Origin of the sequence: Streptomyces sp. CB01580, assembly GCF_001905795.1 — a bacterium.
Lineage (GTDB): Bacteria > Actinomycetota > Actinomycetes > Streptomycetales > Streptomycetaceae > Streptomyces.
The window spans coordinates 206,425-229,768 of sequence record NZ_LIXJ01000016.1 but is presented as its reverse complement, the minus strand read 5'-3'; the positions used below and the strand labels follow the sequence as shown (position 1 = coordinate 229,768).

General features: G+C 72.6%; 17 protein-coding genes and 1 pseudogene. 8 read left to right on the top strand and 10 right to left on the bottom strand.

Features of this window, described 5'->3' with window-relative positions; all coding sequences use genetic code 11:
- Positions 1-64 precede the first annotated feature (64 nt).
- Both AMK22_RS23080 and AMK22_RS23075 read right to left on the bottom strand, forming a co-directional pair.
- On the bottom strand, positions 65-2,371 hold the full coding sequence (locus AMK22_RS23080) for an ATP-dependent DNA helicase (RefSeq protein WP_073787877.1): 2,307 nt from the start codon (positions 2,369-2,371) through the stop codon (positions 65-67).
- Entirely contained in the window at positions 2,368-3,351 is a 984-nt protein-coding gene (locus tag AMK22_RS23075) for an aldo/keto reductase (RefSeq protein WP_073787876.1), read from the bottom strand. The genes AMK22_RS23080 and AMK22_RS23075 overlap by 4 nt, the downstream gene beginning before the upstream one ends.
- 140 nt (positions 3,352-3,491) lie before the next feature.
- On the opposite strand from AMK22_RS23075, the gene AMK22_RS23070 reads away from it, so the two are divergent.
- Both AMK22_RS23070 and AMK22_RS23065 read left to right on the top strand, forming a co-directional pair.
- Positions 3,492-4,541 carry an LLM class F420-dependent oxidoreductase gene (locus tag AMK22_RS23070; RefSeq protein ID WP_073787875.1) on the top strand — a complete coding sequence of 350 codons (1,050 nt, stop codon included), beginning with the start codon at positions 3,492-3,494 and terminating at the stop codon, positions 4,539-4,541.
- Positions 4,542-4,822: 281 nt separating this feature from the next.
- Positions 4,823-5,611, top strand: a complete 789-nt coding sequence (locus AMK22_RS23065; RefSeq protein ID WP_073787964.1) for a hypothetical protein — start codon at positions 4,823-4,825, stop codon at positions 5,609-5,611.
- Between the two features lie 88 nt (positions 5,612-5,699).
- Here the strand turns inward: AMK22_RS23065 and corA are convergent, their stop codons facing one another.
- Positions 5,700-6,695: a magnesium/cobalt transporter CorA gene (gene corA, locus AMK22_RS23060; protein ID WP_073787874.1), complete on the bottom strand. Its 996-nt coding sequence runs from the start codon at positions 6,693-6,695 to the stop codon at positions 5,700-5,702.
- Positions 6,696-6,767: 72 nt separating this feature from the next.
- On the opposite strand from corA, the gene AMK22_RS23055 reads away from it, so the two are divergent.
- From AMK22_RS23055 to mshC, 4 genes are all read left to right on the top strand, one after another.
- On the top strand, positions 6,768-7,490 hold the full coding sequence (locus tag AMK22_RS23055) for a histidine phosphatase family protein (protein WP_073787873.1): 723 nt from the start codon (positions 6,768-6,770) through the stop codon (positions 7,488-7,490).
- Positions 7,491-7,598: 108 nt separating this feature from the next.
- Entirely contained in the window at positions 7,599-8,189 is a 591-nt protein-coding gene (locus tag AMK22_RS23050; protein ID WP_073787872.1) for a DUF3090 domain-containing protein, read from the top strand.
- On the top strand, positions 8,153-9,007 hold the full coding sequence (locus AMK22_RS23045) for an SCO1664 family protein (RefSeq protein WP_073787871.1): 855 nt from the start codon (positions 8,153-8,155) through the stop codon (positions 9,005-9,007). Before AMK22_RS23050 ends, AMK22_RS23045 begins: the two co-directional genes overlap by 37 nt.
- Positions 9,008-9,361: 354 nt before the next feature.
- A complete protein-coding gene (gene mshC, locus AMK22_RS23040) occupies positions 9,362-10,591 on the top strand; it encodes a cysteine--1-D-myo-inosityl 2-amino-2-deoxy-alpha-D-glucopyranoside ligase (RefSeq protein ID WP_073787870.1) in 1,230 nt (409 codons plus the stop codon).
- A 151-nt stretch (positions 10,592-10,742) separates the two neighbouring features.
- Here the strand turns inward: mshC and AMK22_RS23035 are convergent, their stop codons facing one another.
- From AMK22_RS23035 to AMK22_RS23005, 7 genes and pseudogenes are all read right to left on the bottom strand, one after another.
- Positions 10,743-11,816 carry a PAC2 family protein gene (locus tag AMK22_RS23035; RefSeq protein WP_073787869.1) on the bottom strand — a complete coding sequence of 358 codons (1,074 nt, stop codon included), beginning with the start codon at positions 11,814-11,816 and terminating at the stop codon, positions 10,743-10,745.
- A gap of 159 nt (positions 11,817-11,975) precedes the next feature.
- Positions 11,976-12,680 carry a FadR/GntR family transcriptional regulator gene (locus tag AMK22_RS23030; RefSeq protein WP_073787868.1) on the bottom strand — a complete coding sequence of 235 codons (705 nt, stop codon included), beginning with the start codon at positions 12,678-12,680 and terminating at the stop codon, positions 11,976-11,978.
- A gap of 163 nt (positions 12,681-12,843) precedes the next feature.
- Positions 12,844-13,018: pseudogene (locus AMK22_RS41125) on the bottom strand (LLM class flavin-dependent oxidoreductase); the annotation flags it as partial.
- 212 nt (positions 13,019-13,230) lie between these two features.
- The gene (locus AMK22_RS23020) at positions 13,231-14,841 is read right to left on the bottom strand and encodes a glycerol-3-phosphate dehydrogenase/oxidase (protein ID WP_073787867.1); all 1,611 of its coding nucleotides are present in this window, start codon (positions 14,839-14,841) and stop codon (positions 13,231-13,233) included.
- A gap of 5 nt (positions 14,842-14,846) precedes the next feature.
- Positions 14,847-16,427, bottom strand: coding sequence for a glycerol kinase GlpK (gene glpK, locus AMK22_RS23015; RefSeq protein ID WP_391667280.1), 1,581 nt, complete (start codon positions 16,425-16,427; stop codon positions 14,847-14,849).
- Between the two features lie 3 nt (positions 16,428-16,430).
- Positions 16,431-17,219 carry an MIP/aquaporin family protein gene (locus AMK22_RS23010; protein WP_073787865.1) on the bottom strand — a complete coding sequence of 263 codons (789 nt, stop codon included), beginning with the start codon at positions 17,217-17,219 and terminating at the stop codon, positions 16,431-16,433.
- A gap of 478 nt (positions 17,220-17,697) precedes the next feature.
- A complete protein-coding gene (locus AMK22_RS23005; RefSeq protein WP_073787962.1) occupies positions 17,698-18,480 on the bottom strand; it encodes an IclR family transcriptional regulator in 783 nt (260 codons plus the stop codon).
- 232 nt (positions 18,481-18,712) lie between these two features.
- On the opposite strand from AMK22_RS23005, the gene metH reads away from it, so the two are divergent.
- Both metH and AMK22_RS22995 read left to right on the top strand, forming a co-directional pair.
- Positions 18,713-22,225, top strand: a complete 3,513-nt coding sequence (gene metH / locus AMK22_RS23000) for a methionine synthase (protein WP_073787864.1) — start codon at positions 18,713-18,715, stop codon at positions 22,223-22,225.
- Positions 22,226-22,345: 120 nt separating this feature from the next.
- Positions 22,346-23,038 (top strand): HAD family hydrolase, encoded by a 693-nt coding sequence (locus AMK22_RS22995; RefSeq protein ID WP_073787863.1) that lies wholly within the window; start codon positions 22,346-22,348, stop codon positions 23,036-23,038.
- The last annotated feature ends 306 nt before the right edge of the window (positions 23,039-23,344 follow it).

Here is a 23,344-nt window from a genome sequence, read left to right as displayed (position 1 = left end):
CGCCCGGCCCGTCCCGTACCCGACGCCGGAATCGGCCGGGGGTACGGGACGACGGGTGGCCCGGTCAGCGGGCCGTCGCCTCCAGGAGGCCGCGCAGCCGCGTCGTGCGGTCCTGGGCCGGGGGTTCGGCGACCGCGCGCGGGAGAGCCTGGTCCACGCCGTGCACCACGGAGAGGTGCCGCTCGGCCCGGCCGAACGCGGTGTACACCCAGGGGCGGCTCAGCCCCTGCGCCGCGTCGCCCGGCAGCACGACGACCACCGCGGGCCACCGCGTCCCGGCCGCCTGGTGGGCGCTGAGGGCCCAGCCGTGCCGCACGGACGACGCCACCCGCTGCTGGGGGACGACGATCCGCTCGCCCGCGCAGTCCAGGTGCAGGCCCTCGGCATCGGCCGAGACGACCGTGGCGGGCACGGTCCTGCCGGGCGCCGGGACGTGGACGACCCGGTCGCCCGGGTCGAATCCGCCGGACCGTCCCGGACCGGGGTTGAGCCGCTGCTTGAGGGCCGCGTTCAACGCGCGGGTGCCCGCAGAGCCGCCGTGGCCGACGGTGATGACCTGGGTGTCGGCCGAGGGGATGCCGAGGGCGCGCGGCACCGAGTCCGCGACCAGCTGCACGGTGCGGTGCACAGCCTCGCCCGCGTCGCGCACGGGGACGATCACCACTTCCCGGCCCGGCGCCTCGACCTGGTTCAGCTCACCGATGCCAATGCCCGAGACCAGTTCGCCGATCGGTCCCGGATCCGGTGTGCGGGAGACGACCTGCGGGCAGGCGCGGGCCGCCAGCACATCCGCGAACACCCGCCCCGCACCGGCAGATCCCAGCACGCCCGGATCGCCGCTGAGCACCAGCCGGGTGCCGTCGGCCAGGGACTCCACGAGCATCGCGGCGGACTCGACGTCCACCTGCGGGGCGTCCAGGACGACGAGCAGGTCGACGGCGATCGCCCCCTCCTCGTCCCGTCCCGGGCCCTCCGCGCCGGAGAGCAGCCCGGCGAGGGTGACGGCCGCCGCCGGATCGCCGGTCGCCTCGGCCAGCCTGCGTCTGCCGTCGACGCCGTGTGCGGTGCCCAGGACGCGCAGACCCAGCGTGCGGGCGGCGACGAGGAGCGCGGCGGGTTCGGCACGGGCCGCCTCGCCGCCGGTGTGCGCCACGACGCCGTGGGCCGCGACCACGCGGATCAGCTCGGCCGCCGACGGGGAGTCCGCGGCCGCGGCCGCCTCCGTCCAGTCGGTGCCCTTCTCGCAGGCGTGGGCCAGGCGGGCCAGACCGTCGGCGAGGCTCTCCTCGGCGAGCGCGTACCGGTCGAGCCCGAGCAGCACCCGGACAGGTTCCCGCCCGGACGAGTCGTCCTCTTCCATGTCCTCGCCGGACTCGGGGGCGGGGACCGGGCCGCCGTCCCCGGCCTCGTCCTCCTGGAACACGAGGACCGCGCCCGCGGCGACGGCGTGCCGCACGGCCGCCTCCGGGTCGGACACCGCGTGCTCGGCGAGCGCGGCACGGACCGCCGTCGCCTCCATCGCCGTGTGTCCCCGCAGTGCGGCCCGCTCCAGCAGCCGGCCGATCAGAGCGGTGGTCCTGCGCTCGTCGTCCGGGCCGCATCCGGGGCCCAGCAGGGCCCGCGCGAAGGCGTCGGCCTGCTCGGGTCCGACCCCGGGCACGGCGAGCATCCGCCACGGATCCTCGCGCAGGACCCCGGCCGCCTGCGGGCCCAGTGCCTCGGCCGCCGGTCCCGCGAGCGCTCGGGGAGCACCGCCCTCGGCCAGCACGGCGGCCACCTCGGCCACCGTCTCCGGGGCGGGTCCGCGGGGCGCGGGCGCCGGCTCGGGCGGCCGGGGGCGCGTCGGCGCGGGGGCCGGAGCGGGCCGCCTCGGCGCGGTGGCGGGCGCGGGCGAGTCGAAGAACGCGGCGGCGGTCTTCTCGCCGCTCTCCACGGCACGCACGGCGGCCAGCAGATCGGCCGCCGTGCCGCTCAGCTTTCCGCCGGCCGGGATGGGGCCCGCCTTCTCGGCCTTGCGCTTCTCGATCCGCTCCCTGAGCTCGCGCTGGGCGGCGAGCTCGGCCTCGGTCTCCGAGAGCGGCGCGGCGGCCTCTTCGCCCCCGGCGGTCTCCTCGCCGGGCGTCCCCTCGGCGTCGGGGGCGCTTCCGCCCGCGGACTCCCCGTCCTCGGGGGTCTTGTCGTCCCCACCGTCCGGGGTCGCCTCCTCGGCGGCGGCGACGTCGTCGGCCGTCGCGGCTCCTTCGTGTGCCTCCCCGCCCTCGCCCCGCACGGGTGGTGAGGGCGGGGAGGGAACGGTTGCGGGGTCAGCGACGGCGCCTGCGTCGTCGGCGGCCGGGGAGCCGGGGGTGTCTCCCCCGGGAAGCGCGGTCACAGCGTGCTCCAGTCCTGGTCGGGATAGCGGTGCACGGGCGCCGACACGTCGTCGAGCGCCTGGCAGATCTCGTCAGGAAGACTAAGCGTCTCCACCGACAATGCCTCCGTCAGCTGCTGCGCGTTGCGCGCGCCGACGATCGGGGCCACCACCCCCGGCCGGTCCCGTACCCAGGCCAGTGCCACCTGGAGCGGCGTGGTGGCCAGACCGTCCGCCGCCGTGGCCACCGCGTCCACGACGCGGGCCGCCGCGTCGTCCAGATACGGCTCGACGAACGGAGCGAGCAGTTCCGAGGCGCCGCGCGAGTCCGCGGGAGTGCCCGTGCGGTACTTCCCGGTCAGCACTCCCCGGCCCAGCGGCGAGGAGGGGAGCAGCCCCACGCCCAGGTCGAGGGCGGCGGGCAGCACCTCGCGCTCCACGCCCCGCTGCAACAGGGAGTACTCCATCTGGGTGCTCGCCAGGCGGGTGCGCACGCCGGGCGCGGCCAACTGCCAGGTCGCCGCCTTCGCCAGCTGCCAGCCGCAGAAGCTCGACACCCCCGCGTACCGGGCCCGGCCGCTGGACACCGCCAGGTCCACCGCCTGAAGCGTCTCCTCCAGCGGGGTCGCCGGGTCGAAGGCGTGGACCTGCCACAGGTCGACGTGATCCGTGCCGAGCCGGTCCAGCGAGGCGTCCAGGGCCGCCAGCAGATGCCCCCGGGAGCCGTTGAACCTGCGGTACGGGTCGGCGACACTGCCCGCCTTCGTCGCGATGATCAGCTCGTGCCGCGGCACGAGGCCGTCGGTGAGCCGTCCGAGCAGGTACTCGGCCTCCCCGCCGCCGTACACGTCGGCCGTGTCGATCAGGGTGCCGCCCGCCTCCCAGAACGCCTTCAGCTGTTCGGCGGCGTCGTGCTCGTCGGTGTCCCGTCCCCAGGTGAGGGTGCCGAGCCCGATCCTGGACACGCGAAGGCCGGTGCGGCCGAGATGCCTCTGCTCCATGGGCGCTGAGATTACTGGCCAGAACCCCACGGGGCGGAGGGCTGTGGACAACCCGGTTCCGGGTCGCCCCTGCCGCGAGGGGCCGACGGGCGCTAGAGTCCAGGACCCAGAGACGTTACTGATCGGTAAGGGGAGCGGCTATGCGGCTCGGCATCAATCTCGGTTACTGGGGCGCGGGCATGGACGGCGACAACCTCGCCGTGGCGCAGGAGGCCGACCGGCTCGGCTACGACGTCTGCTGGGCGGCCGAGGCGTACGGCTCCGACGCGCCGACCGTGCTGTCCTGGGTGGCGGCCCGGACCGAGTCCATCGACGTGGGTTCCGCGATCATGCAGATCCCGGCCCGCCAGCCCGCGATGACGGCGATGACCGCCGCCACCCTCGACTCGCTCTCCGGAGGCCGCTTCCGGCTCGGCCTCGGTGTGTCGGGGCCCCAGGTCTCCGAGGGCTGGTACGGCGTGAAGTTCGACAAGCCCCTGGCCCGCACCCGGGAGTACGTCGAGATCGTCCGCCGGGCGATGTCCCGTGAACGGCTGACGTACGAGGGGCGGCACTGGACGCTCCCGCTGCCGGACGGTCCGGGCAAGCCCCTCAAGCTCACCGTCCACCCGCAGCGCGAGCACATTCCCCTCTACATCGCCGCCATCGGCCCGAAGAACCTGGAGCAGACGGGCGAGATCGCCGACGGCGCCCTGCTGATCTTCCCCGCGGCCGAGCACCTGGAGGAGACCGCGGTCAAGTACCTGCGGGCCGGGCGCGAGAAGGCCGGGCTGACCATGGACGGCTTCGATGTGTGCCCGACGCTGCCGCTCGCCGTCGGCGACGACGTCGACGCGCTCGCGGACATCTTCCGTCCGTACACCGCGCTGTACGTGGGCGGTATGGGCAGCCGCGACCAGAACTTCTACAACCGGCTCGCACGGCGGATGGGCTACGAGAAGGAGGCCGTCGAGATCCAGGACAAGTACCTGTCCGGCGACAAGAACGGCGCCGCCGCCGCCGTCCCGCACGAGCTGATCGACCGGACCACGCTGCTCGGCCCGGTCGAGCGGATCGCCGAGCGGATGCAGGCGTACGCCGCCGCGGGCGTCACGACGCTCACCCTGGCCCCGGCCGGATTCACGCTCGACGAGCGGATCGCGGCGCTGCGGGCCGGCACGGAGGCGCTGGAGCGGTCCGGCCTCGCGTGACACGGATCCACGGACCCCGGGACCACGGGCTCCGGTAGGCATCGCGGCCGTGGTGGGGGCTCGGGGGTCTCCCCGCCACGGCCGTCACGCGGAACAACGCCCCCGGCGGCGCGCGGTTACGCCCGCCCGGCCCGCCGTCCCTCGGAGGTGAAAGGTTTCGGCCACGGCGGCCGCACGGGTTCGGCGGCCCGTCCGGCGTAGCCGGAGGCCGTTCCTGTTGCCCGGGCGGACGCGCCGCATTTGACTGGCGATGGGTCGAAGCCGGTACGGAGGTGGCTGTGGTGCTCTCGGCAAGGGACCTGTTCCAGGAGATCCTCGACGAGGACGAGTCGTTCCGGCTGTTCTGCTCCATCGCGGCCGGCGGCGAGGCCCAGGGCGGCTGGGAGAACGGCCGGATCGCGGCCCTCGTTCCCGAGAGCCAGCGGGCCCTGGCACCCAGGATCGCCCGGCACGGCGCCGACGAGGACAAGCACGGACGGATTTTCCACGCACTGCTGAGGAAGCGCGGACTGCGCCCGGTCGAGGTCCCGCCCGGGACCGACTACACGATGCTGCTGGAACGGCGGGGCATCGGCCTCGCCCACGAACGGCTGGCGCGCCGGGATCCGCTCACCGAGCGCGACATCATCACCTACCTCGCCCACAGCCGGGTCACCGAGCAGCGCGCCTCCGAGCAGATGGCGCTGCTGCGACGGCACTTCGGCGACCACCCCGGCATCGGCCGCGCGCTGCGGATGATCGCGGACGACGAGGACAACCACCTGGCGTACTGCCACGAGGAACTGCTGCGCCTCGCCGGGGCCGGACACGGCCGTACGATCCAGCGACTGCTGCGCGAGTGCGCGCTCGCCGAGATCCGGGTGTACCGCGACGTCAGCCTCGCCGTGATGGACCACATGGGCCGCATCCTCGGCTGGTCCCGGACCAGGGCGTCCGTGCTGGCGGCGGGGATCCACCTGGTCCACGCGTACGAACGGCTCGGGGGATGGCGGCGCATGGTGCGCCTGGAGCAGCCGGAGCGCCGCGACGCGCTGGGCGGGCCCGTGCCGGGCGAGGCCGAGCCTTTCTGACCGGCACCCCCGCACCGGACGGTCGGGCAACGCCGCAAGCGCACGCACCATGCCGCGTCCGCTTCCCGGCCGGACACCCGGTGGGCCCTCAGAGCCAGCCGCGGCGCTTGAAGAGCCGGTGCAGCCCGAAGACCACGGTGGCCATCAGCACGATCACCGCCGGGTACGCCCACACCCGGTCGAGCTCCGGCATGTGCTCGAAGTTCATGCCGTAGATCCCCGCGACCATGGTCGGAACGGCGGCCATGGCCGCCCAGGCCGAGATCTTGCGCATGTCGTCGTTCTGCCGCACGCCCACCTGGGCCAGATGAGCGGACAGGATGTCCGAGAGCAGCCGGTCCAGCCCCTCCACGTACTCGTTGGCCCGCGTCAGGTGGTCGTTCACGTCCCGGAAGAACGGCTGCGAGTGCTCGTGGACGAACGGCACGTCCGCGCCCGCCAGCCGGGCCATGGGCGCGTTCAGCGGGCCGGCGGCACGGCGGAACTCCATGATCTGCCGCTTGAAGGTGTAGATGCGGGACGCGGTGTTCTTGGTGTTCGCGGAGCCGGTCGGCGCGAACACCTCGGTCTCCAGCTCCTCCAGGTCGTTCTGGAGCTCGCCCGCCACCTCGATGTAGTGGTCGACGACGGCGTCGCTGATCGCGTACAGCACCGCGGTCGGCCCGTGCCTGAGCACCTCCGGCTCCGCCTCCAGTCGGCGCCGTACCGCGGCGAGCGGCGCACCCTCCCCGTGCCGGACCGTCACGACGAACGAATCGCCTATGAAGGCCATCAGCTCGTCGGTGGTGACCGTGTCGCTGAGGTGCTCGTACACCACCGGCTTGATCACCGCGAACAGCGAGTCGTCGTACACCTCCAGCTTGGGCCGCTGGTGGGCGCTCAGGGCGTCTTCCACGGCCAGCGGGTGGAGCCCGAACTCCTCGGTGACGCGCTCGATCTCCCGCTCCGTCGGCTCGTACAGCCCGATCCAGAGGAACGCGTCCCCGGCGGCCCGTGCCTGCGCGAGGGCGTCGGAGAGGTCGGCGGGGCCCTCGGTACGGCGCCCGTCCCGGTAGATCGCACAGTCCACAATCACGGCGCGCATTCTTCCCTGCCCCGCACTCCCTCGCATCCCGGCCCGCTCCGCGCGACCCCGCGGCGGCCTACGCTGGCCTCTATGCCCACCCTGATCCTCGTACGCCATGGACGCTCCACCGCCAACACGGCCGGGGTGCTCGCCGGCCGTACCCCGGGGGTCGCGCTCGACGAGCGCGGCACCGCGCAGGCCGCGGCGCTCCCCGGACGGCTGGCCGTGCTGCCCCTCGCCGCCGTCGTCACCAGCCCCCTCCAGCGCTGCCGGGAGACCCTGCGCCCGCTGCTCGACGCCCGGCCGGACCTGGTGGCGCACACCGAGGAACGGATCAACGAGTGCGACTACGGGGACTGGTCGGGGCGCAAGCTGGCCGAACTCGCCGACGAGCAGCTGATGAGCGTCGTGCAGCGGCACCCGTCGTCGGCGGCGTTCCCCGGCGGCGAGTCCCTGCGGGCCATGCAGGCACGCGCCGTGGACGCCGTACGGGACTGGAACGCGCGGATCGGGTCCGGGCACGGCGACGACGCCGCCTACGTGATGTGTTCGCACGGCGACATCATCAAGGCGCTCGTCGCCGACGCGCTCGGCATGCACCTCGACCTCTTCCAGCGGATCCACGTGGACCCCTGTTCGGTCACCGCGATCCGCTACACGCGTCTGCGGCCGTTCCTGCTGCGGCTCGGCGACACCGGGGACCTCGCCTCCCTGGCACCGCGCGAGCGGACGGACGGGGCGGAACCGGCCGCGCACCCGGCCACCGGCACCGAAGCCGACGCGGAGGTCGGAGGCGGCGCCGGGGCGCCGTGATCGCTTCGCGCAGTAGGGTGGACGCGCCGTGGGCGCCCGGACCGGGACGGCCGGCGGCCCCGGCCACCCCATTCCCCATTCGCCGCCGATCTTCAAGGGAGACAGGACGTGTCCCGTCAGGTGTTCCTCTACGACCCCCCGGACCGCTTCGTGGCCGGCACGGTCGGGTTGCCTGGACGTCGTACGTTCTTCCTGCAGGCATCCTCGGGCAGCCGCGTCACCAGCGTGGCCCTGGAGAAGACTCAGGTCGCCGCACTCGCCGAGCGCATCGACGAACTGCTCGACGAAGTGGTCCGGCGCACCGGCGGCAACTCGCCGGTGCCCGCCGTCGCGCCCATGGACGTCACCGACACCGCCCCCCTCGACGTGCCCGTCGAGGAGGAGTTCCGGGTCGGCACGATGGCGCTCGCGTGGGACGGCGAGGAACAGCGCATGATCGTCGAGGCGCAGGCCCTGGTCGAACTGGACGTGGAATCCGACGAAGACCTCGCGGAGGCCGAGGAACGGCTGCTGCAGGACGAGGAGAACGGTCCTCCGGTCCTCCGGGTCCGTCTGAGCGGAGCACAGGCGCGGGCCTTCGCCAAGCGCGCCCTGGACGTCGTGAACGCCGGGCGCCCCCCGTGCCCGCTGTGCAGCCTGCCGCTCGACCCGGAAGGACACGTATGCCCGCGCCAGAACGGATACCGCCGCGGAGCCTGACCGACGCCGACCCGGTCACCGTGCTGACCGAGGGTCGGCTCACCGTCCGCGGACAGGTCCGCGGGGCGTCCAACGCGGTGCTGCACTGCGCGGTCTCCCACGAGGGCGCGGAACTGGCCTGCGTCTACAAGCCCGTGGCCGGCGAACGGCCGCTGTGGGACTTCCCCGACGGCACCCTCGCCCAGCGGGAGGTGGCCGCGTACGAGATCTCCGAAGCGACCGGCTGGGGACTCATACCCCCCACCGTGTTCCGTGACGGTCCGTACGGCGAGGGCATGTGCCAGCTGTGGATCGATGCCGGGCCGGACGGCGACGGGCACGCCGAGGACGGGCGGCGTCCGCTGCTGGCGCTGGTCGAGGACGACGAGCCCGGCGAGGGCTGGAAGGCCGTCGTACGCGCCGAGATCGGGGAGGGCAGGACGGCCCTGCTGGTGCACGCGGACGACCCGGAGCTGCGGCGGATGGCGGTCCTCGACGCCGTGATCAACAACGGCGACCGCAAGGGCGGCCATCTGCTGCCCGCGCCCGACGGTCGGCTCTACGGCATCGACCACGGTGTGACCTTCAACACCGAGGACAAGCTGCGCACCCTGCTGTGGGGGTGGGCGGGGGAGCCGCTGACGGCCGAGGCCGTCGGCGTCGTGGACCGGCTGGGCACGGAACTGGCGCCCGGGACCCCGCTCGTCACCCGGCTGGGGGAGCTGATCACCGAGGCCGAGATCGAGGCGCTGCGGGGCCGTGTGGGCGGGCTGCGGGCGTCGGGACGACACCCGCAGCCGAGCGGCTCGTGGCCCTCGATCCCCTGGCCGCCGGTGTGAGCCGGTGCCCTGGGCCGCCGGTGTGAGCGGTGGCGCCGGGGCGGGCGCGAGCGGCGGACCGGCGCGAACGTGTCCGGCGCGGAAGACCGTCCGAGCGGCCCGGGGCGTTCCCGAGTCGGGCGACGGCCCGGCGCGGGGCACGCCGGTGCGATGCCCGCGGAGAACAGGCCGATTCGGCGGTCGTGCGGCAGAAGACGGGCGGGGCCCGTGCGCGTCCCCGGGGCACACGCGGTCCCCGGCGCCGCCTTCCCGCCGGGCAGGAGCAGACGGGGCCGCTTCGCGCAAGAACGCCTCTTCGGCCAGGATCCGGTATCCGGTTCGTATCCGGAACGTGCATCCGGTTAGTCTCGTTGCATGCATGCCTGGCCCGCTTCTGAGGTCCCCGCCCTGCCCGGCAAGGGCCGCGACCTTCGGATCCACGACACCGCGACCGGCGGACGGATCACTCTCGAACCCGGTCCCGTCGCCCGCATCTACGTCTGCGGCATCACGCCGTACGACGCGACCCACATGGGTCATGCGGCGACCTACAACGCGTTCGACCTCGTTCAGCGCGTGTGGCTCGACACCAAGCGGCAGGTCCACTACGTGCAGAACGTCACCGACGTGGACGACCCGCTGCTGGAGCGGGCCGTGCGCGACGGCCAGGACTGGACCGAGCTCGCCGAGCGCGAGACGGCCCTGTTCCGCGAGGACATGACCGCTCTGCGCATGCTCCCGCCGAAGCACTACATCGGCGCGGTGGAGGCGATACCGGGCATCGTCCCGCTCGTCGAACGGCTCAGGGACGCCGGTGCCGCCTACGAACTCGACGGCGACGTGTACTTCTCCGTCGAGGCCGACCCGCACTTCGGCGGCGTCTCCCGCCTCGACGCCGAGGCGATGCGGCTGCTGTCCGCCGAGCGCGGTGGCGACCCGGAGCGCCCCGGCAAGAAGAACCCGCTCGACCCGATGCTCTGGATGGCCGCCCGCGAGGGCGAGCCGAGCTGGGACGGCGGCTCGCTCGGCCCCGGACGGCCCGGCTGGCACATCGAGTGTGTCGCCATCGCGCTGGACCACCTCGGGATGGGCTTCGACGTCCAGGGCGGCGGGTCCGATCTCGCCTTCCCGCACCACGAGATGGGCGCCTCGCACGCCCAGGTCCTGACCGGCGAGTACCCGTTCGCCCAGGCGTACGTGCACGCGGGGATGGTCGCCCTGGACGGCGAGAAGATGTCCAAGTCCAAGGGCAACCTGGTCTTCGTCTCACGGCTCCGCCGCGACGGCGTGGACCCGGCGGCGATCCGTCTCGCCCTGCTCGCGCACCACTACCGGTCCGACTGGGAGTGGACCGACCAGGTGCTCGCCGACGCGGTCGCCCGGCTCGGACGCTGGCGCTCCGCCGTCTCCCGCCCCGACGGACCGTCCGCCGAGGTCCTGGTCGAGGAGGTCCGCGAGGCCCTCGCCGACGACCTGGACGCACCGGCGGCACTGGCCGCCGTGGACCGCTGGGCCGAGCGGCAGCACGCCGAGGGCGGCACGGACGAGGGCGCGCCCGGACTCGTCTCGCGCACCGTCGACGCGTTGCTGGGTGTCGCGCTGTAGCACCCGCGCGGGGGCGACCCGCCGATTCCCTCGACCGACGAACCGGCCCCGGACTTCGTGACGAAGTCCGGGGCCGGTTCCGTTCCGTTCCGGGGTCCGAACCCGGACCCGGGGCACGCGTCCGGGGCAGGTGCCCCGGGCCGCGGGAACCTCAGTCGTCGGGGGACTCCTCCGAGGACCGGGCCGGGCCGTCGTCGCCCTCGCCGTCGTCGGCGGCGGTGTCCGGGCGGGCGGACCCGTTCGCGGGCGGAGCGCCGGGGGCCGTCCGGCCCTCGCCCTCCGGCCGCGGCGACTTCGCCGGCCGGTTCCGGCCACCGGAGGTGTCCCGCAGATACGCGGTGTCGCCGCTCTCCGTCGCGTGTCCGCCGGGGGCCTGTCCCGGACCGGCGTCCCGTCGGCGCAGATAGCGTTCGAACTCGCGGGCGATGGCCTCGCCGCTCGCCTCGGGAAGCTCCGCGGTGTCCCGGGCCTCCTCCAGCGTCTGCACGTACTCCGCCACCTCGCTGTCCTCGGAGGCCAGTTGGTCGACCCCGAGCTGCCAGGCGCGCGCGTCCTCGGGCAGTTCGCCCAGCGGGATGCGCAGACCGAGCAGGTCCTCCAGCCGGTTGAGCAGCGCGAGGGTGGCCTTCGGGTTGGGCGGCTGCGACACGTAGTGCGGCACCGCGGCCCACAGACTGACCGCGGGCACGCCCGCATGGGTGCACGCCTCCTGGAGGATGCCGACGATGCCCGTCGGACCCTCGTACCTGGTCTCCTCCAGGTCCATGGACCGGGCCAGGTCGGGGTCGGAAGTGACCCCGCTGACCGGCACCGGCCGGGTGTGCGGGGTGTCGCCGAGCAGCGCTCCCAGGATCACCACCATCTCCACGCCCAGCTCGTGGGCGAAGCCCAGGAGCTCGTTGCAGAACGAGCGCCAGCGCATGGACGGCTCGATGCCCCGGACCAGGACGAGGTCGCGGGGCTGCTCCCCGCCGACGCGGACCACGGAGAGCCGGGTGGTGGGCCAGGTGACCTTGCGCGTACCGCCGTCCAGCCAGATCGTGGGCCGGTTGACCTGGAAGTCGTAGTAGTCCTCGGCGTCCAGTGCCGCGAACACCTCTCCCTTCCACTCCCGGTCCAGGTGCGCGACCGCCGTGGAGGCGGCGTCACCTGCGTCGTTCCATCCCTCGAACGCGGCCACCATGACCGGGTCGATCAGCTCGGGAACCCCCTCGAGCTCGATCACCCAGGCCTCCTTCCGAAGTTCCCTTGCGTACGCAACAACCTTACGGCTTCCGGCCACCTCCGACGCAGCCCTCGCACACGGCGGGGTGAACCCGTCCTCGGGATCCCGGGCGCCCCGGCGTTCGCGGCGGCGCGGTGCGGGTCCGCCCGCCGGCCGGTGTCAGGGGGCGGGGTCCGGCCCCCGCCCGGCCTCCCGCGACGTCGACCGCAACCACTGCTCCACGCCCGCCACATGCACTGTCGCCCAGGACCGCGCGGCCTCCGCGTCCCGGTCGCGCAGCGCGGACAGGATCGCCCGGTGCTCGTACAGCGTCCGGCCGATCGCGTCCTCCTGCGTCAGGCCGCGCCGGACCCGCGCCCGGAGCGTCGGGCCCGTCAGCCCGTCGAGCAACGAGCAGAGCACCGTGTTCCCGGACGCCCGTACGATCCCGCGGTGGAACTCCAGATCGGACGCGACCAGTTCCTCCACCGAGGGGGCTTCCCCCAGGGCTTCCAACGCCGCGTCCAGAGCGTCCAGTTGGGCCTCGGTGATCCGGGCGGCGGCCATCGCCGTCGCCGCCGGTTCCAGGATCCGGCGCACCGCGAGGAACTCCAGCACCGTGTCGTCGCGGTGGAAGTCCACCAAGAAGCTCAGCGACTCCAGCAGCACCTGGGGGTCCAGGCTGGTCACGTACGTGCCGTCGCCCTGCCGCACGTCCAGGATCCGGATCAGCGACAGGGCGCGTACGGCCTCCCGCAGGGAGTTGCGGGAGAGCCCCAGTTCCGCCGCGAGTTCGCTCTCCCTGGGAAGCCGGTCGCCGGGCCGCAGCGCACCCGAGACGATCATCCCCTTGATCTTCCCGATCGCCTCGTCGGTGACAGTCATGACGCTCCTCCTGGGAACGGACCGGAATCAGACGTCCGATGCGTCCCGTCATTATGCGGTCCGGGAAGGGGCGATCCCGCGGTTTCGGGAAGGGGCGACGGCGCGGTTCCAGGAGGGCCGGAGAGGCCCACCGGCCGTCGGGCCCGGGGGTCGGTCCCAGCCGGTCGACGCCTTCCTCGGTCCGCAGCCGCCGCAGCAGTTCGTACTTCTCCTGCCGGGGGCCCACCGGCGTTCCTCGTCGAGCCCGAAGAGGGCGAAGCGTCCGGCGTCCGCGCCCTCCCCGAGGACCGGTTCGATCCGGCCCTGGAGATCTGGCCGAGCGTGGCGAAGTCCTCGGCGGGGCATGGCCGATGAGGGAGAGCACCGAGAACTTCACGCCTCGACCGTCCCGGCGTCGTATTGCGCCCGTACGGCGGTCGTGCGGCGCGTTCGGACCGGCGCGTTCGCCGCGTGACGGGGCGTGGGACGGGGCGCGGACGGGGCGGTCCCGCCGTGGGAGCCGCCCCGTCCGCGCCATGCGCGTCTCGTCGTGCGCGCCTCGCACGTCCCGTCAGCCGCGGTCGCCGAGCACGGACTCGACACCGGCCCGGATCTCGTCCGTGGCCAGGCCACGGATCGTCAGGGTCGTACGGCGGCGCAGCACGTCGTCCGCCGTCTCGGCCCACTCGTGGTCGCGGGCGTAGGCGACCTGCGCCCAGATCTCCGGCGCGTCCGGGTGGATGCGCTCGGCCAGCGCCGGGTTCTCGTTCGCCAGCCGCGCGATGTCGAAGGCGAGCGAACCGTAGTGCGTGGCGAGGTGGCGCGCGGTGTCCGCAGCCATCCGGGGGCCGGGCGCGGCGCCGTCGATCAGCAGCCGGTGCGCCACCGCGTTCGGGTTGGCGATGCCGGGCAGCGGCAGCTTCCTCGGCAGGTGCGATATCGGCTCCACGCCGCTGCCGAGGGGGTGCCCGGGGAGGGCGGCCAGCTTGGTCATCACCGTGCGGCCGATGTGGCGGAACGTCGTCCACTTGCCGCCCGCGACCGACAGCATCCCGCCGCGGCCCTCCGTGACGACCGTCTCGCGCTTGGCCTTGGAGGTGTCGCCGGGTCCGCCGGGCAGCACCCGCAGACCCGCGAAGGAGTACGTGATCAGATCGCGCGACAGCTGCTGGTCCTTGATGGAGAACGCCGCCTCGTCGAGGATCTGGGCGACGTCCTTCTCGTCGACCGCGACGTCCGCGGGATCGCCCTCGTACTCCTCGTCCGTCGTGCCGAGCAGCAGCATGTCCTCCCACGGCAGGGCGAACGTGATGCGGTACTTGTCGATCGGGGTCGCGAGCGCGGCGTTCCACGGACGCGTGCGCTTGAGCACCAGGTGCGCGCCCTTCGACAGGCGCACCGACGGGGCCGCCTTCGGGTCCTCCATCCTGCGCAGGTGGTCGACCCACGGCCCGGTGGCGTTCAGCACGAGACGGGCGTCGATGCCGAACTCCGTGCCGTCCAGGCGGTCCTGCAGATCGGCGCCGGTCACCCGGCCCTTGGTGAACCGCAGCCCGGTGACCGCCGCGTGGTTCAGGACCACGGCGCCCGCGTCGACGGCCGCGCGGACCGTCATCAGCGCCATCCGGGCGTCGTTCATCTGGCCGTCGCCGTAGACCGCCACGGCCCTCAGGTTGTCCGTGCGCAGCTCCGGCACGTCGCGCTGCGCCTTCTGAGGGCTGATCACGTGCCCGACCCCGTCGCGGAACGCGGAGAGCGCCGAGTACGCGAACACGCCCGCGCCGAGGACCGCGGCGCCGTGCGGGCCGCCCTTGTAGACCGGCAGGTAGAAGGTGAGCGGATTGGCCAGGTGCGGCGCCACCTCGCGGGACACCGCGCGGCGCTCGAAGTGGTTCTCCGCGACCAGCTTCACGGCACCGGTCTGCAGGTAGCGCAGACCGCCGTGGAGCAGCTTCGAGGAGGCGGAGGAGGTGGCGCCGGCGAAGTCGCCGGCGTCCACCAGAGCCACCCGCAGCCCGGACTGCGCGGCGTGCCAGGCCGTGGAGATGCCCAGGATGCCGCCACCGATCACCAGGAGGTCGTACGCAGCCTTGGACAGCTGCTCCCGAGTCTCGGCACGGCTCGGGAGGGAGCCGGAGGCCGGGTGTGTCCCGAGGGCCGGGACGCTCTGCAGGGTGGTCATGTCGCTTACTCCTCGTGTTCGATCCAGCCCATGGTCCGCTCCACGGCCTTGAGCCAGTTCTTGTACTCGCGGTCGCGGGTGTCCGCGGCCATGCGGGGGGTCCATTCGGCGGCCCGGCGCCAGTTGGCGCGCAGGGCGTCGGTGTCCGGCCAGAAGCCGACGGCGAGACCGGCGGCGTAGGCGGCGCCGAGGCAGGTCGTCTCGGCGACCATGGGCCGCACCACGGGCGCGTCCAGGAAGTCGGCGAGCGTCTGCATCAGCAGGTTGTTGGAGGTCATGCCGCCGTCGACCTTGAGGGCGGCCAGTTCCACGCCGGAGTCCTTGGTCATGGCGTCGGTGATCTCGCGGGTCTGCCAGGCGGTGGCCTCCAGGACGGCGCGGGCGATGTGCGCCTTGGTGACGTACCGGGTCAGGCCGGCGATGACGCCGCGCGCGTCGGAGCGCCAGTAGGGGGCGAACAGGCCGGAGAACGCGGGCACGAAGTACGCGCCGCCGTTGTCCTCGACCGACGACGCCAGGGTCTCGATCTCGGCCGCGGACTTGATCAGGCCCATCTGGTCGCGCATCCACTGGACGAGCGAACCGGTGACGGCGATGGACCCCTCCAGGGCGTAGACCGGCTTCTCGTCGCCGATCCGGTACCCGACGGTCGTCAGCAGTCCGTTGTACGAGTTGACGGGCCGTTCACCGGTGTTCATCAGCATGAAGGTGCCGGTGCCGTACGTGGACTTGGCCTCGCCCTCGGAGAAACAGGTCTGGCCGAAGAGGGCCGCCTGCTGGTCGCCGAGCGCGGAGGCGACCGGGACGCCGGCCAGGACGCCGCCCTTCGCGCTGCCGTACACCTCGGCGGAGGAACGGATCTCGGGCAGGATGGCCGCCGGGATCTCCATGGACGCGAGGATCTTCTCGTCCCACGCCATGGTGTGCAGGTTCATCAGGAGGGTGCGCGAGGCGTTCGTGACGTCGGTGACGTGGACGCCGCCGTCCGTGCCGCCGGTCAGGTTCCAGATGACCCAGGAGTCCATGGTGCCGAAGAGGATGTCGCCGCGCTCGGCGCGCTCGCGCAGCCCCTCGACGTTGTCCAGCAGCCAGCGCACCTTGGGGCCCGCGAAGTACGAGGCGAGCGGCAGACCGGTCTCGCGGCGGAAGCGGTCCTGGCCCACGTTGCGGCCGAGCTCCTTGCAGAGCGCGTCGGTACGGGTGTCCTGCCAGACCAGGGCGTTGTGGACGGGCTCACCGGTGTTCCGGTCCCAGAGCAGCGTGGTCTCGCGCTGGTTGGTGATGCCGATCGCCTTCACGTCGGCGGCGGTGATGCCCGCCTTGACGACGGCCGCGGCGACGACCTCCTGGACGTTCTCCCAGATCTCGGTCGCGTCGTGCTCGACCCAGCCCGGCTTCGGGAAGATCTGCTCGTGCTCCTTCTGGTCGACGGAGACGATCCGGCCGTCCCGGTCGAAGACGATGCACCGGCTGGAGGTGGTGCCCTGGTCGATGGCGGCGATGAACGGGCCGGAGGTGTGTGAGTCGGTCACGGTGTGCTCCCGGAGGTCTGTGTGGTCTTGGGGGGTCGGGGCTCGGTGCGTCATGGATCAGGCGAAGGCGACGTTGTAGAGCCCGCCCGCGATCGCGCCGCCGATGAGCGGTCCGACGACCGGGATCCATGCGTAGCCCCAGTCGGAACCGCCCTTGTTCGGCAGCGGCAGCAGCGCGTGAACGATACGCGGACCGAGGTCGCGAGCCGGGTTGATCGCGTAACCCGTCGGGCCGCCGAGCGAGAGCCCGATGCCGACCACGAGCAGGGCGGTGACCAGCGCGCCGAGGGTTCCCAGGCCGTTGCCGTCGTTGTTGAGGCCCTGGGTGAGGATCACCAGGACGAGCACCACGGTCGCGATGACCTCGGTGACCAGGTTCTGCGCCACGTGCCGGATCTCGGGGCCGGTCGAGAAGATGCCGAGCACCGGGCCCGCCTCCGGGGCGGCGGCCTGGCCGACCATGCCTTCTTCACCCTTCCGGCCCACGACCCCGGGATCCGTCAGGTGCGCGCGGAACTGCCCGTAGTACGTCAGCCAGACCAGCACCGCGCCGATCGCCGCGCCGAGCATCTGGGAGGCGATGTACAGCGGCACGTCGCTCCACTCGGTGCCGCCCTTGATCGCGAGGCCGATCGTGACCGCCGGGTTGAGGTGCGCACCGGACACGCCACCGGCCAGGTACGCCCCCGCCAGCACGGCGAACCCCCACCCGAAGGTGATCGCCAGCCATCCGGCGTTCTGCGCCTTGGAGCGCTTGAGCGTGACGGCGGCGCACACACCACCGCCCAGGAGGATGAGCACGGCGGTACCTATGGTCTCGCCGATGAAGATGTCGGAGCTGGACACCCGCGACTCCTTTGTCCTTGGTCCAGGTAAGCCGAACCCCGGGTCCCTCCGGTGGTCCGCGCCCTCGTGCGAGGGCGTTCTCCGGCCTGGAGCGCTGTCACACCATAACGCTTATTTCCGTTAGTTGTTCGACAATGCCGACCGGTGAACGGCAATGCTTCCCGGCGGTGGTTCGGTCGTCAAGAGTTGTGTGGCCCAAAACTCGATCGTTACCCTCGCGGTCCGCCGGTCGGCAGGGGCCGCCGCGTCGGCCGACGGGCCGCCGCGCTGTCGTGCTGTCGTGGTGCCGCCCGGTCCGAGGCCCGGGGCGGCGACGGAGTGCGGGTGCGGGCGGTGCGGGGTGCGCCCCGCGCGTGGCGGGGCCGCGTGGAGGTACGGGCCCGGCATGGTGCCGGTGGCGTTGCGCCCCGCGCGTGGCGGGGCCGCCGTCCGGTGCGTCCGTTCCTGCGGCGGCCCGCCGCGTATCACCGGCCGCGGATCAGAAGCGTCCGGCGCCCAGGTCCCGGGAGACCGCCCGCGCGCAGTCCCGCACCGCCGCGATCAGCTCGGGCCGCAGCTCCCCGTCGGCGCAGACCCGCTCCACCGCGCCCGTCACCGCCACCGCGCCCACCGGCATCCGCCGCCGGTCGTGGATCGGGGCGGCCACCGCGGCCACCCCCTCCCAGGTCTCCTCCACGTCCGCCGCCCAGCCCCGGGCCCGGACCAGGTCGAGCATCGACTCGAAGTCCTCCGTGCCGGTCACGGTGCGCGGGGTGAAGGGCTGCCGCTCGGCCTCCAGGGCCTCGGTGTGCGCCACCGGGTCGTACGCCGAGAGCACCTTGCCCAGGGCGGTGGAGTGCAGGGGCTGCATGGCCCCGACCTCCAGGACCTGGCGGCTGTCGTCGGGGCGGAAGACGTGGTGGACGACCAGCACGCCCTGCTGGTGCAGCACGCCCAGATGGACGCTCTCGCCGCTGGAGCGGGCCAGGTCGTCCGTCCAGACGAGCGCGCGGGCCCGCAGCTCGTGGACGTCCAGATAGCTGTTGCCCAGGCGCAGCAGCTCGGCGCCCAGCTGGTAGCGGCCCGACGCGGCGTCCTGCTCGACGAAGCCCTCGTGCTGGAGCGTGCGCAGGATGCCGTGCGCGGTCCCCTTGGCCAGACCCAGCGAGGAGGCGATGTCGGACAGTCCCAGCCGCCGCTCGCCGCCCGCCAGCAGGCGCAGCATCGCCGCCGCTCGTTCCAGCGACTGGATGTTCTTGGCCATCGCGCCGTACTCCTCCACCTGTGGTTCGACGATGCTGAACACTATCGGTCGATGCCGACCGGCGCTCGATCACGGAGGAAAACCGCCGTGGCCTTCCGCACCGTCCGGATCCGGACACCGCCCGCCACAGCATGCCGTCCGTTCCGTGGGACGGAGTGACGGCCCCGGCCGCCCCCCGGCTAGGCTGGCCTGGTGCGCCTTCCACCGAAGACGCAAAGCCGACAGCCGTCGCATTCCAGGGAGTACATCCATGGCCTCGTTGCCGACCCCTTCCGCCGACAGCCGCCACCGCGCAGACGCGCTGCGCGAAGCCCTCGTCACCCGGGTGGTGGTGGCCGACGGTGCCATGGGCACCATGCTCCAGGCGCAGGACCCCACCCTCGAGGACTTCCAGAACCTCGAAGGCTGCAACGAGATCCTGAACATCACGCGCCCCGACATCGTGAGCTCCGTGCACCGCGAGTACTTCGCCGTCGGCGTGGACTGCGTCGAGACCAACACCTTCGGAGCCAACGCCTCCGCCCTGGGCGAGTACGACATCGCCGACCGCATCCAGGAGCTCTCCGAGTCCGGCGCCCGCATCGCCCGCGAGGTCGCCGACGAGTTCACCGCCGCCACCGGACAGCAGCGTTGGGTCCTCGGCTCCATCGGCCCCGGCACCAAGCTGCCGACCCTGGGCCACGCCCCGTACACGACGCTGCGGGACGGCTTCCAGCGCAACGCGGAGGGCCTGATCGCCGGCGGTGCGGACGCGCTCATCATCGAGACGACACAGGACCTCCTGCAGACCAAGGCCGCCGTGCTGGGCGCCCGGCGCGCCCTGGAGGCCACCGGCAGCGACCTCCTGATCCTGGTCTCCCTGGCGTTCGAGACCACCGGCACCATGCTGCTCGGCTCCGAGATCGGCGCCGCGCTCACTGCGCTGGAGCCGCTGGGCGTCGACATGATCGGCCTCAACTGCTCCACCGGCCCCGCCGAGATGAGCGAGCACCTGCGCTACCTCACGCGCCACTCCCGCATCCCGCTGCTCTGCATGCCCAACGCAGGCCTGCCGGTGCTCACCAAGGACGGCGCGCACTTCCCGCTCGGCCCCGAGGGCCTCGCCGAGGCCCAGGAGACGTTCGTCCAGGAATACGGGCTCTCCCTGGTGGGCGGCTGCTGCGGGACGACCCCGGAACACCTGCGCCGGCTCGTCGAGCGCGTCCGCGGTGCCGCTCCCGCGCCGCGCGACCCGCGCCCCGAGCCGGGCGCCGCCTCCCTGTACCAGGCCGTCCCGTTCCGTCAGGACACCTCGTACCTCGCGATCGGCGAGCGCACCAACGCCAACGGCTCCAAGAAGTTCCGCGAGGCCATGCTGGAAGCGCGCTGGGACGACTGCGTGGAGATGGCGCGCGACCAGATCCGTGAGGGCGCGCACATGCTCGACCTGTGCGTGGACTACGTCGGCCGCGACGGCGTCGCGGACATGGAGGAGCTGGCCGGACGCTTCGCCACCGCCTCCACCCTCCCGATCGTGCTGGACTCCACCGAGGTGCCGGTGCTGCGCGCCGGTCTGGAGAAGCTCGGCGGCCGGGCCGTCCTCAACTCCGTCAACTACGAGGACGGCGACGGCCCCGAGTCGCGCTTCGCCAAGGTCGCCGCCCTGGCCGCCGAGCACGGCGCCGCGCTGATCGCGCTGACCATCGACGAGGAGGGCCAGGCCCGTACCGTCGAGCACAAGGTCGCCGTCGCCGAGCGGCTGATCGCCGACCTGACCGGCAACTGGGGCATCCACGAGTCGGACATCCTCATCGACTGCCTCACCTTCACCATCTGCACCGGTCAGGAGGAGAGCCGGGGCGACGGCATCGCCACCATCGGCGCCATCCGCGAGCTCAAGAAGCGCCACCCCGAGGTGCAGACCACGCTCGGCCTGTCCAACATCTCCTTCGGGCTCAATCCGGCCGCCCGCACCGTCCTCAACTCGGTCTTCCTCGACGAGTGCGTCAAGGCCGGTCTCGACTCCGCGATCGTGCACGCCTCCAAGATCCTGCCGATCGCGCGCCTCGACGAGGAGCAGGTGAAGGTCGCCCTCGACCTCGTGTACGACCGCCGCTCCGAGGGCTACGACCCCCTCCAGAAGCTCATGGAGCTGTTCGAGGGCGTCAGCACCAAGTCGATGAAGGCGGGCAAGGCCGAGGAGCTGGCCGCCCTGCCGCTGGAGGAGCGGCTGAAGCGCCGCATCATCGACGGCGAGAAGAACGGGCTGGAGGCCGACCTCGACGAGGCCCTGCTCACCCGCCCGGCGCTCGACATCGTCAACGACACCCTGCTCGACGGCATGAAGGTGGTCGGCGAACTCTTCGGTTCCGGCCAGATGCAGCTGCCGTTCGTGCTCCAGTCCGCCGAGGTCATGAAGTCGGCGGTGGCCCACCTGGAGCCCCACATGGAGAAGTCGGACGCCGAAGGCAAGGGCACCATCGTGCTTGCCACCGTGCGCGGCGACGTCCACGACATCGGCAAGAACCTCGTCGACATCATCCTGTCCAACAACGGCTTCAACGTCGTCAACCTCGGCATCAAGCAGCCCGTCTCCGCGATCCTGGAGGCGGCCGAGGAGCACAAGGCCGACGTCATCGGCATGTCCGGCCTCCTGGTCAAGTCCACCGTGATCATGAAGGAGAACCTGGAGGAGCTGAACCAGCGCAAGCTGGCGGCCGTCTACCCGGTGATCCTCGGCGGTGCCGCGCTCACCCGGGCCTACGTCGAGCAGGACCTGCACGAGCTGTACGAGGGCGAGGTCCGCTACGCCCGGGACGCCTTCGAGGGGCTGCGCCTGATGGACGCCCTGATCGCGGTCAAGCGGGGCGTGCCCGGAGCGGTCCTCCCCGAGCTCAAGCAGCGCCGGGTGCCCAAGCGCGACACCGCCGTCCTGGAGGTCGACGAGCCGGAGGAGGGCGTCCGCTCCGACGTCGCCGTCGACAACCGGGTCCCCGAGCCCCCGTTCTGGGGCACCCGGGTGGTCAAGGGCATCCAGCTCAAGGAATACGCCTCCTGGCTGGACGAGGGTGCGCTCTTCAAGGGGCAGTGGGGCCTCAAGCAGGCGCGTGCCGGCGACGGACCCACGTACGAGGAACTGGTGGAGACCGAGGGCCGCCCCCACCTGCGCGGCTGGCTCGACCAGCTCCACACCGAGAACCTGCTGGAGGCGGCCGTCGTCTACGGCTACTTCCCGTGCGTCTCCAAGGGCGACGACCTGATCGTGCTCCACGAGGACGGCTCCGAGCGCACCCGCTTCACCTTCCCGCGCCAGCGCCGCGGCCGCCGCCTCTGCCTCGCGGACTTCTTCCGCCCCGAGGAGTCCGGAGAGACGGACGTGGTCGGGCTCCAGGTCGTCACCGTCGGTTCGCGGATCGGGGGCGAGACCGCCAAGCTGTTCGAGGCGAACGCCTACCGCGACTACCTGGAGCTGCACGGCCTGTCCGTGCAGCTGGCCGAGGCACTCGCCGAGTACTGGCACGCCCGGGTCCGCTCCGAGCTCGGCTTCGGCGGCGAGGACCCGGTCGAGGTGGAGGACATGTTCGCGCTGAAGTACCGGGGCGCGCGCTTCTCGCTGGGCTACGGGGCCTGCCCCGACCTGGAGGACCGGGCGAAGATCGCCGAGCTGCTGCGGCCCGAGCGGATCGGCGTGCACCTCTCGGAGGAGTTCCAGCTGCACCCGGAGCAGTCCACCGACGCGATCGTCATCCACCACCCGGAGGCGAAGTACTTCAACGCGCGGTAGGACGGCGTTCGACGCGCGGTCGCGCGACACGCCGTAGACTGGTCGGTCCAGTGCAGGCCGGTCGCCCTTCCCACGGGAAACGGCGGCCGGCCTTCTCGTCCCTCACGGAAGGTGTGCCGGATGACCAGCACGGTCCCCGCGTCCATGACCCGCACGGCCGAAGGCGCCGCGCTGCAGGCCGTCCTGCTCGACATGGACGGCACCCTCGTCGACACCGAGGGCTTCTGGTGGGAGGCCGAGGTGGAGGTCTTCGCCGAGCTCGGCCACCAGCTCGACGAGGCATGGCGCGACGTGGTGGTCGGCGGACCGATGACCCGCAGCGCGGGCTACCTCATGGACGTGACCGGCGCGGACATCACCCTCGCCGAGCTCACCGTGCTGCTCAACGACCGCTTCGAGAGGCGCCTCGACCGCGGCGTGCCGCTGATGCCGGGGGCGAAGCGGCTGCTGGCGGAGCTGGTCCGGCACGACATCCCCACCGCCCTGGTCTCCGCCTCGCACCGGCGGATCATCGACCGGGTGCTGGAATCGGTGGGCCACCACCACTTCGCCATGAGCGTCGCGGGCGACGAGGTCACCCGCACCAAGCCGCACCCGGAGCCCTACCTGACCGCCGCCTCCGGCTTCGGGGCCGAACCCGGACGCTGCGCGGTCATCGAGGACACCGCCACCGGAGTGGCGGCCGCGGAGGCGGCGGGCTGCCGGGTGGTCGCCGTGCCCTCCGTCGCGCCGATCGCCCCGGCCGACGGCCGGGTGGTCGTGCGTTCGCTGGAGGAGGTCGACCTCGCCTTCCTCCGGGGCCTGATCAGATGAACACGTGATCAATTCCCGGGATTTCCTGTGAACGAATCGAAAGAACTCGGCGGGAGCTCGTGCTTTTCCTGTCGCACCCGCGTGGGAAAATCCCGGACGGACGAACAGGGGAGGAATTGGAGCGGGCGTGAGGTTGGTCACCGAATTTCTCACGGAAGACTCCCAGGATCTTCCCTGGTGCCCCTTTTGCCGCTTTGGATTGTCCCGTTTGGTCCCTTTCTGGGGGGGTGAATTCCGGGGCAGGGAAATCGGCTCGCCGTCATTCTCCATAACCGTCCGGTCACGCGTCGTGCGGCGGCGACCGGG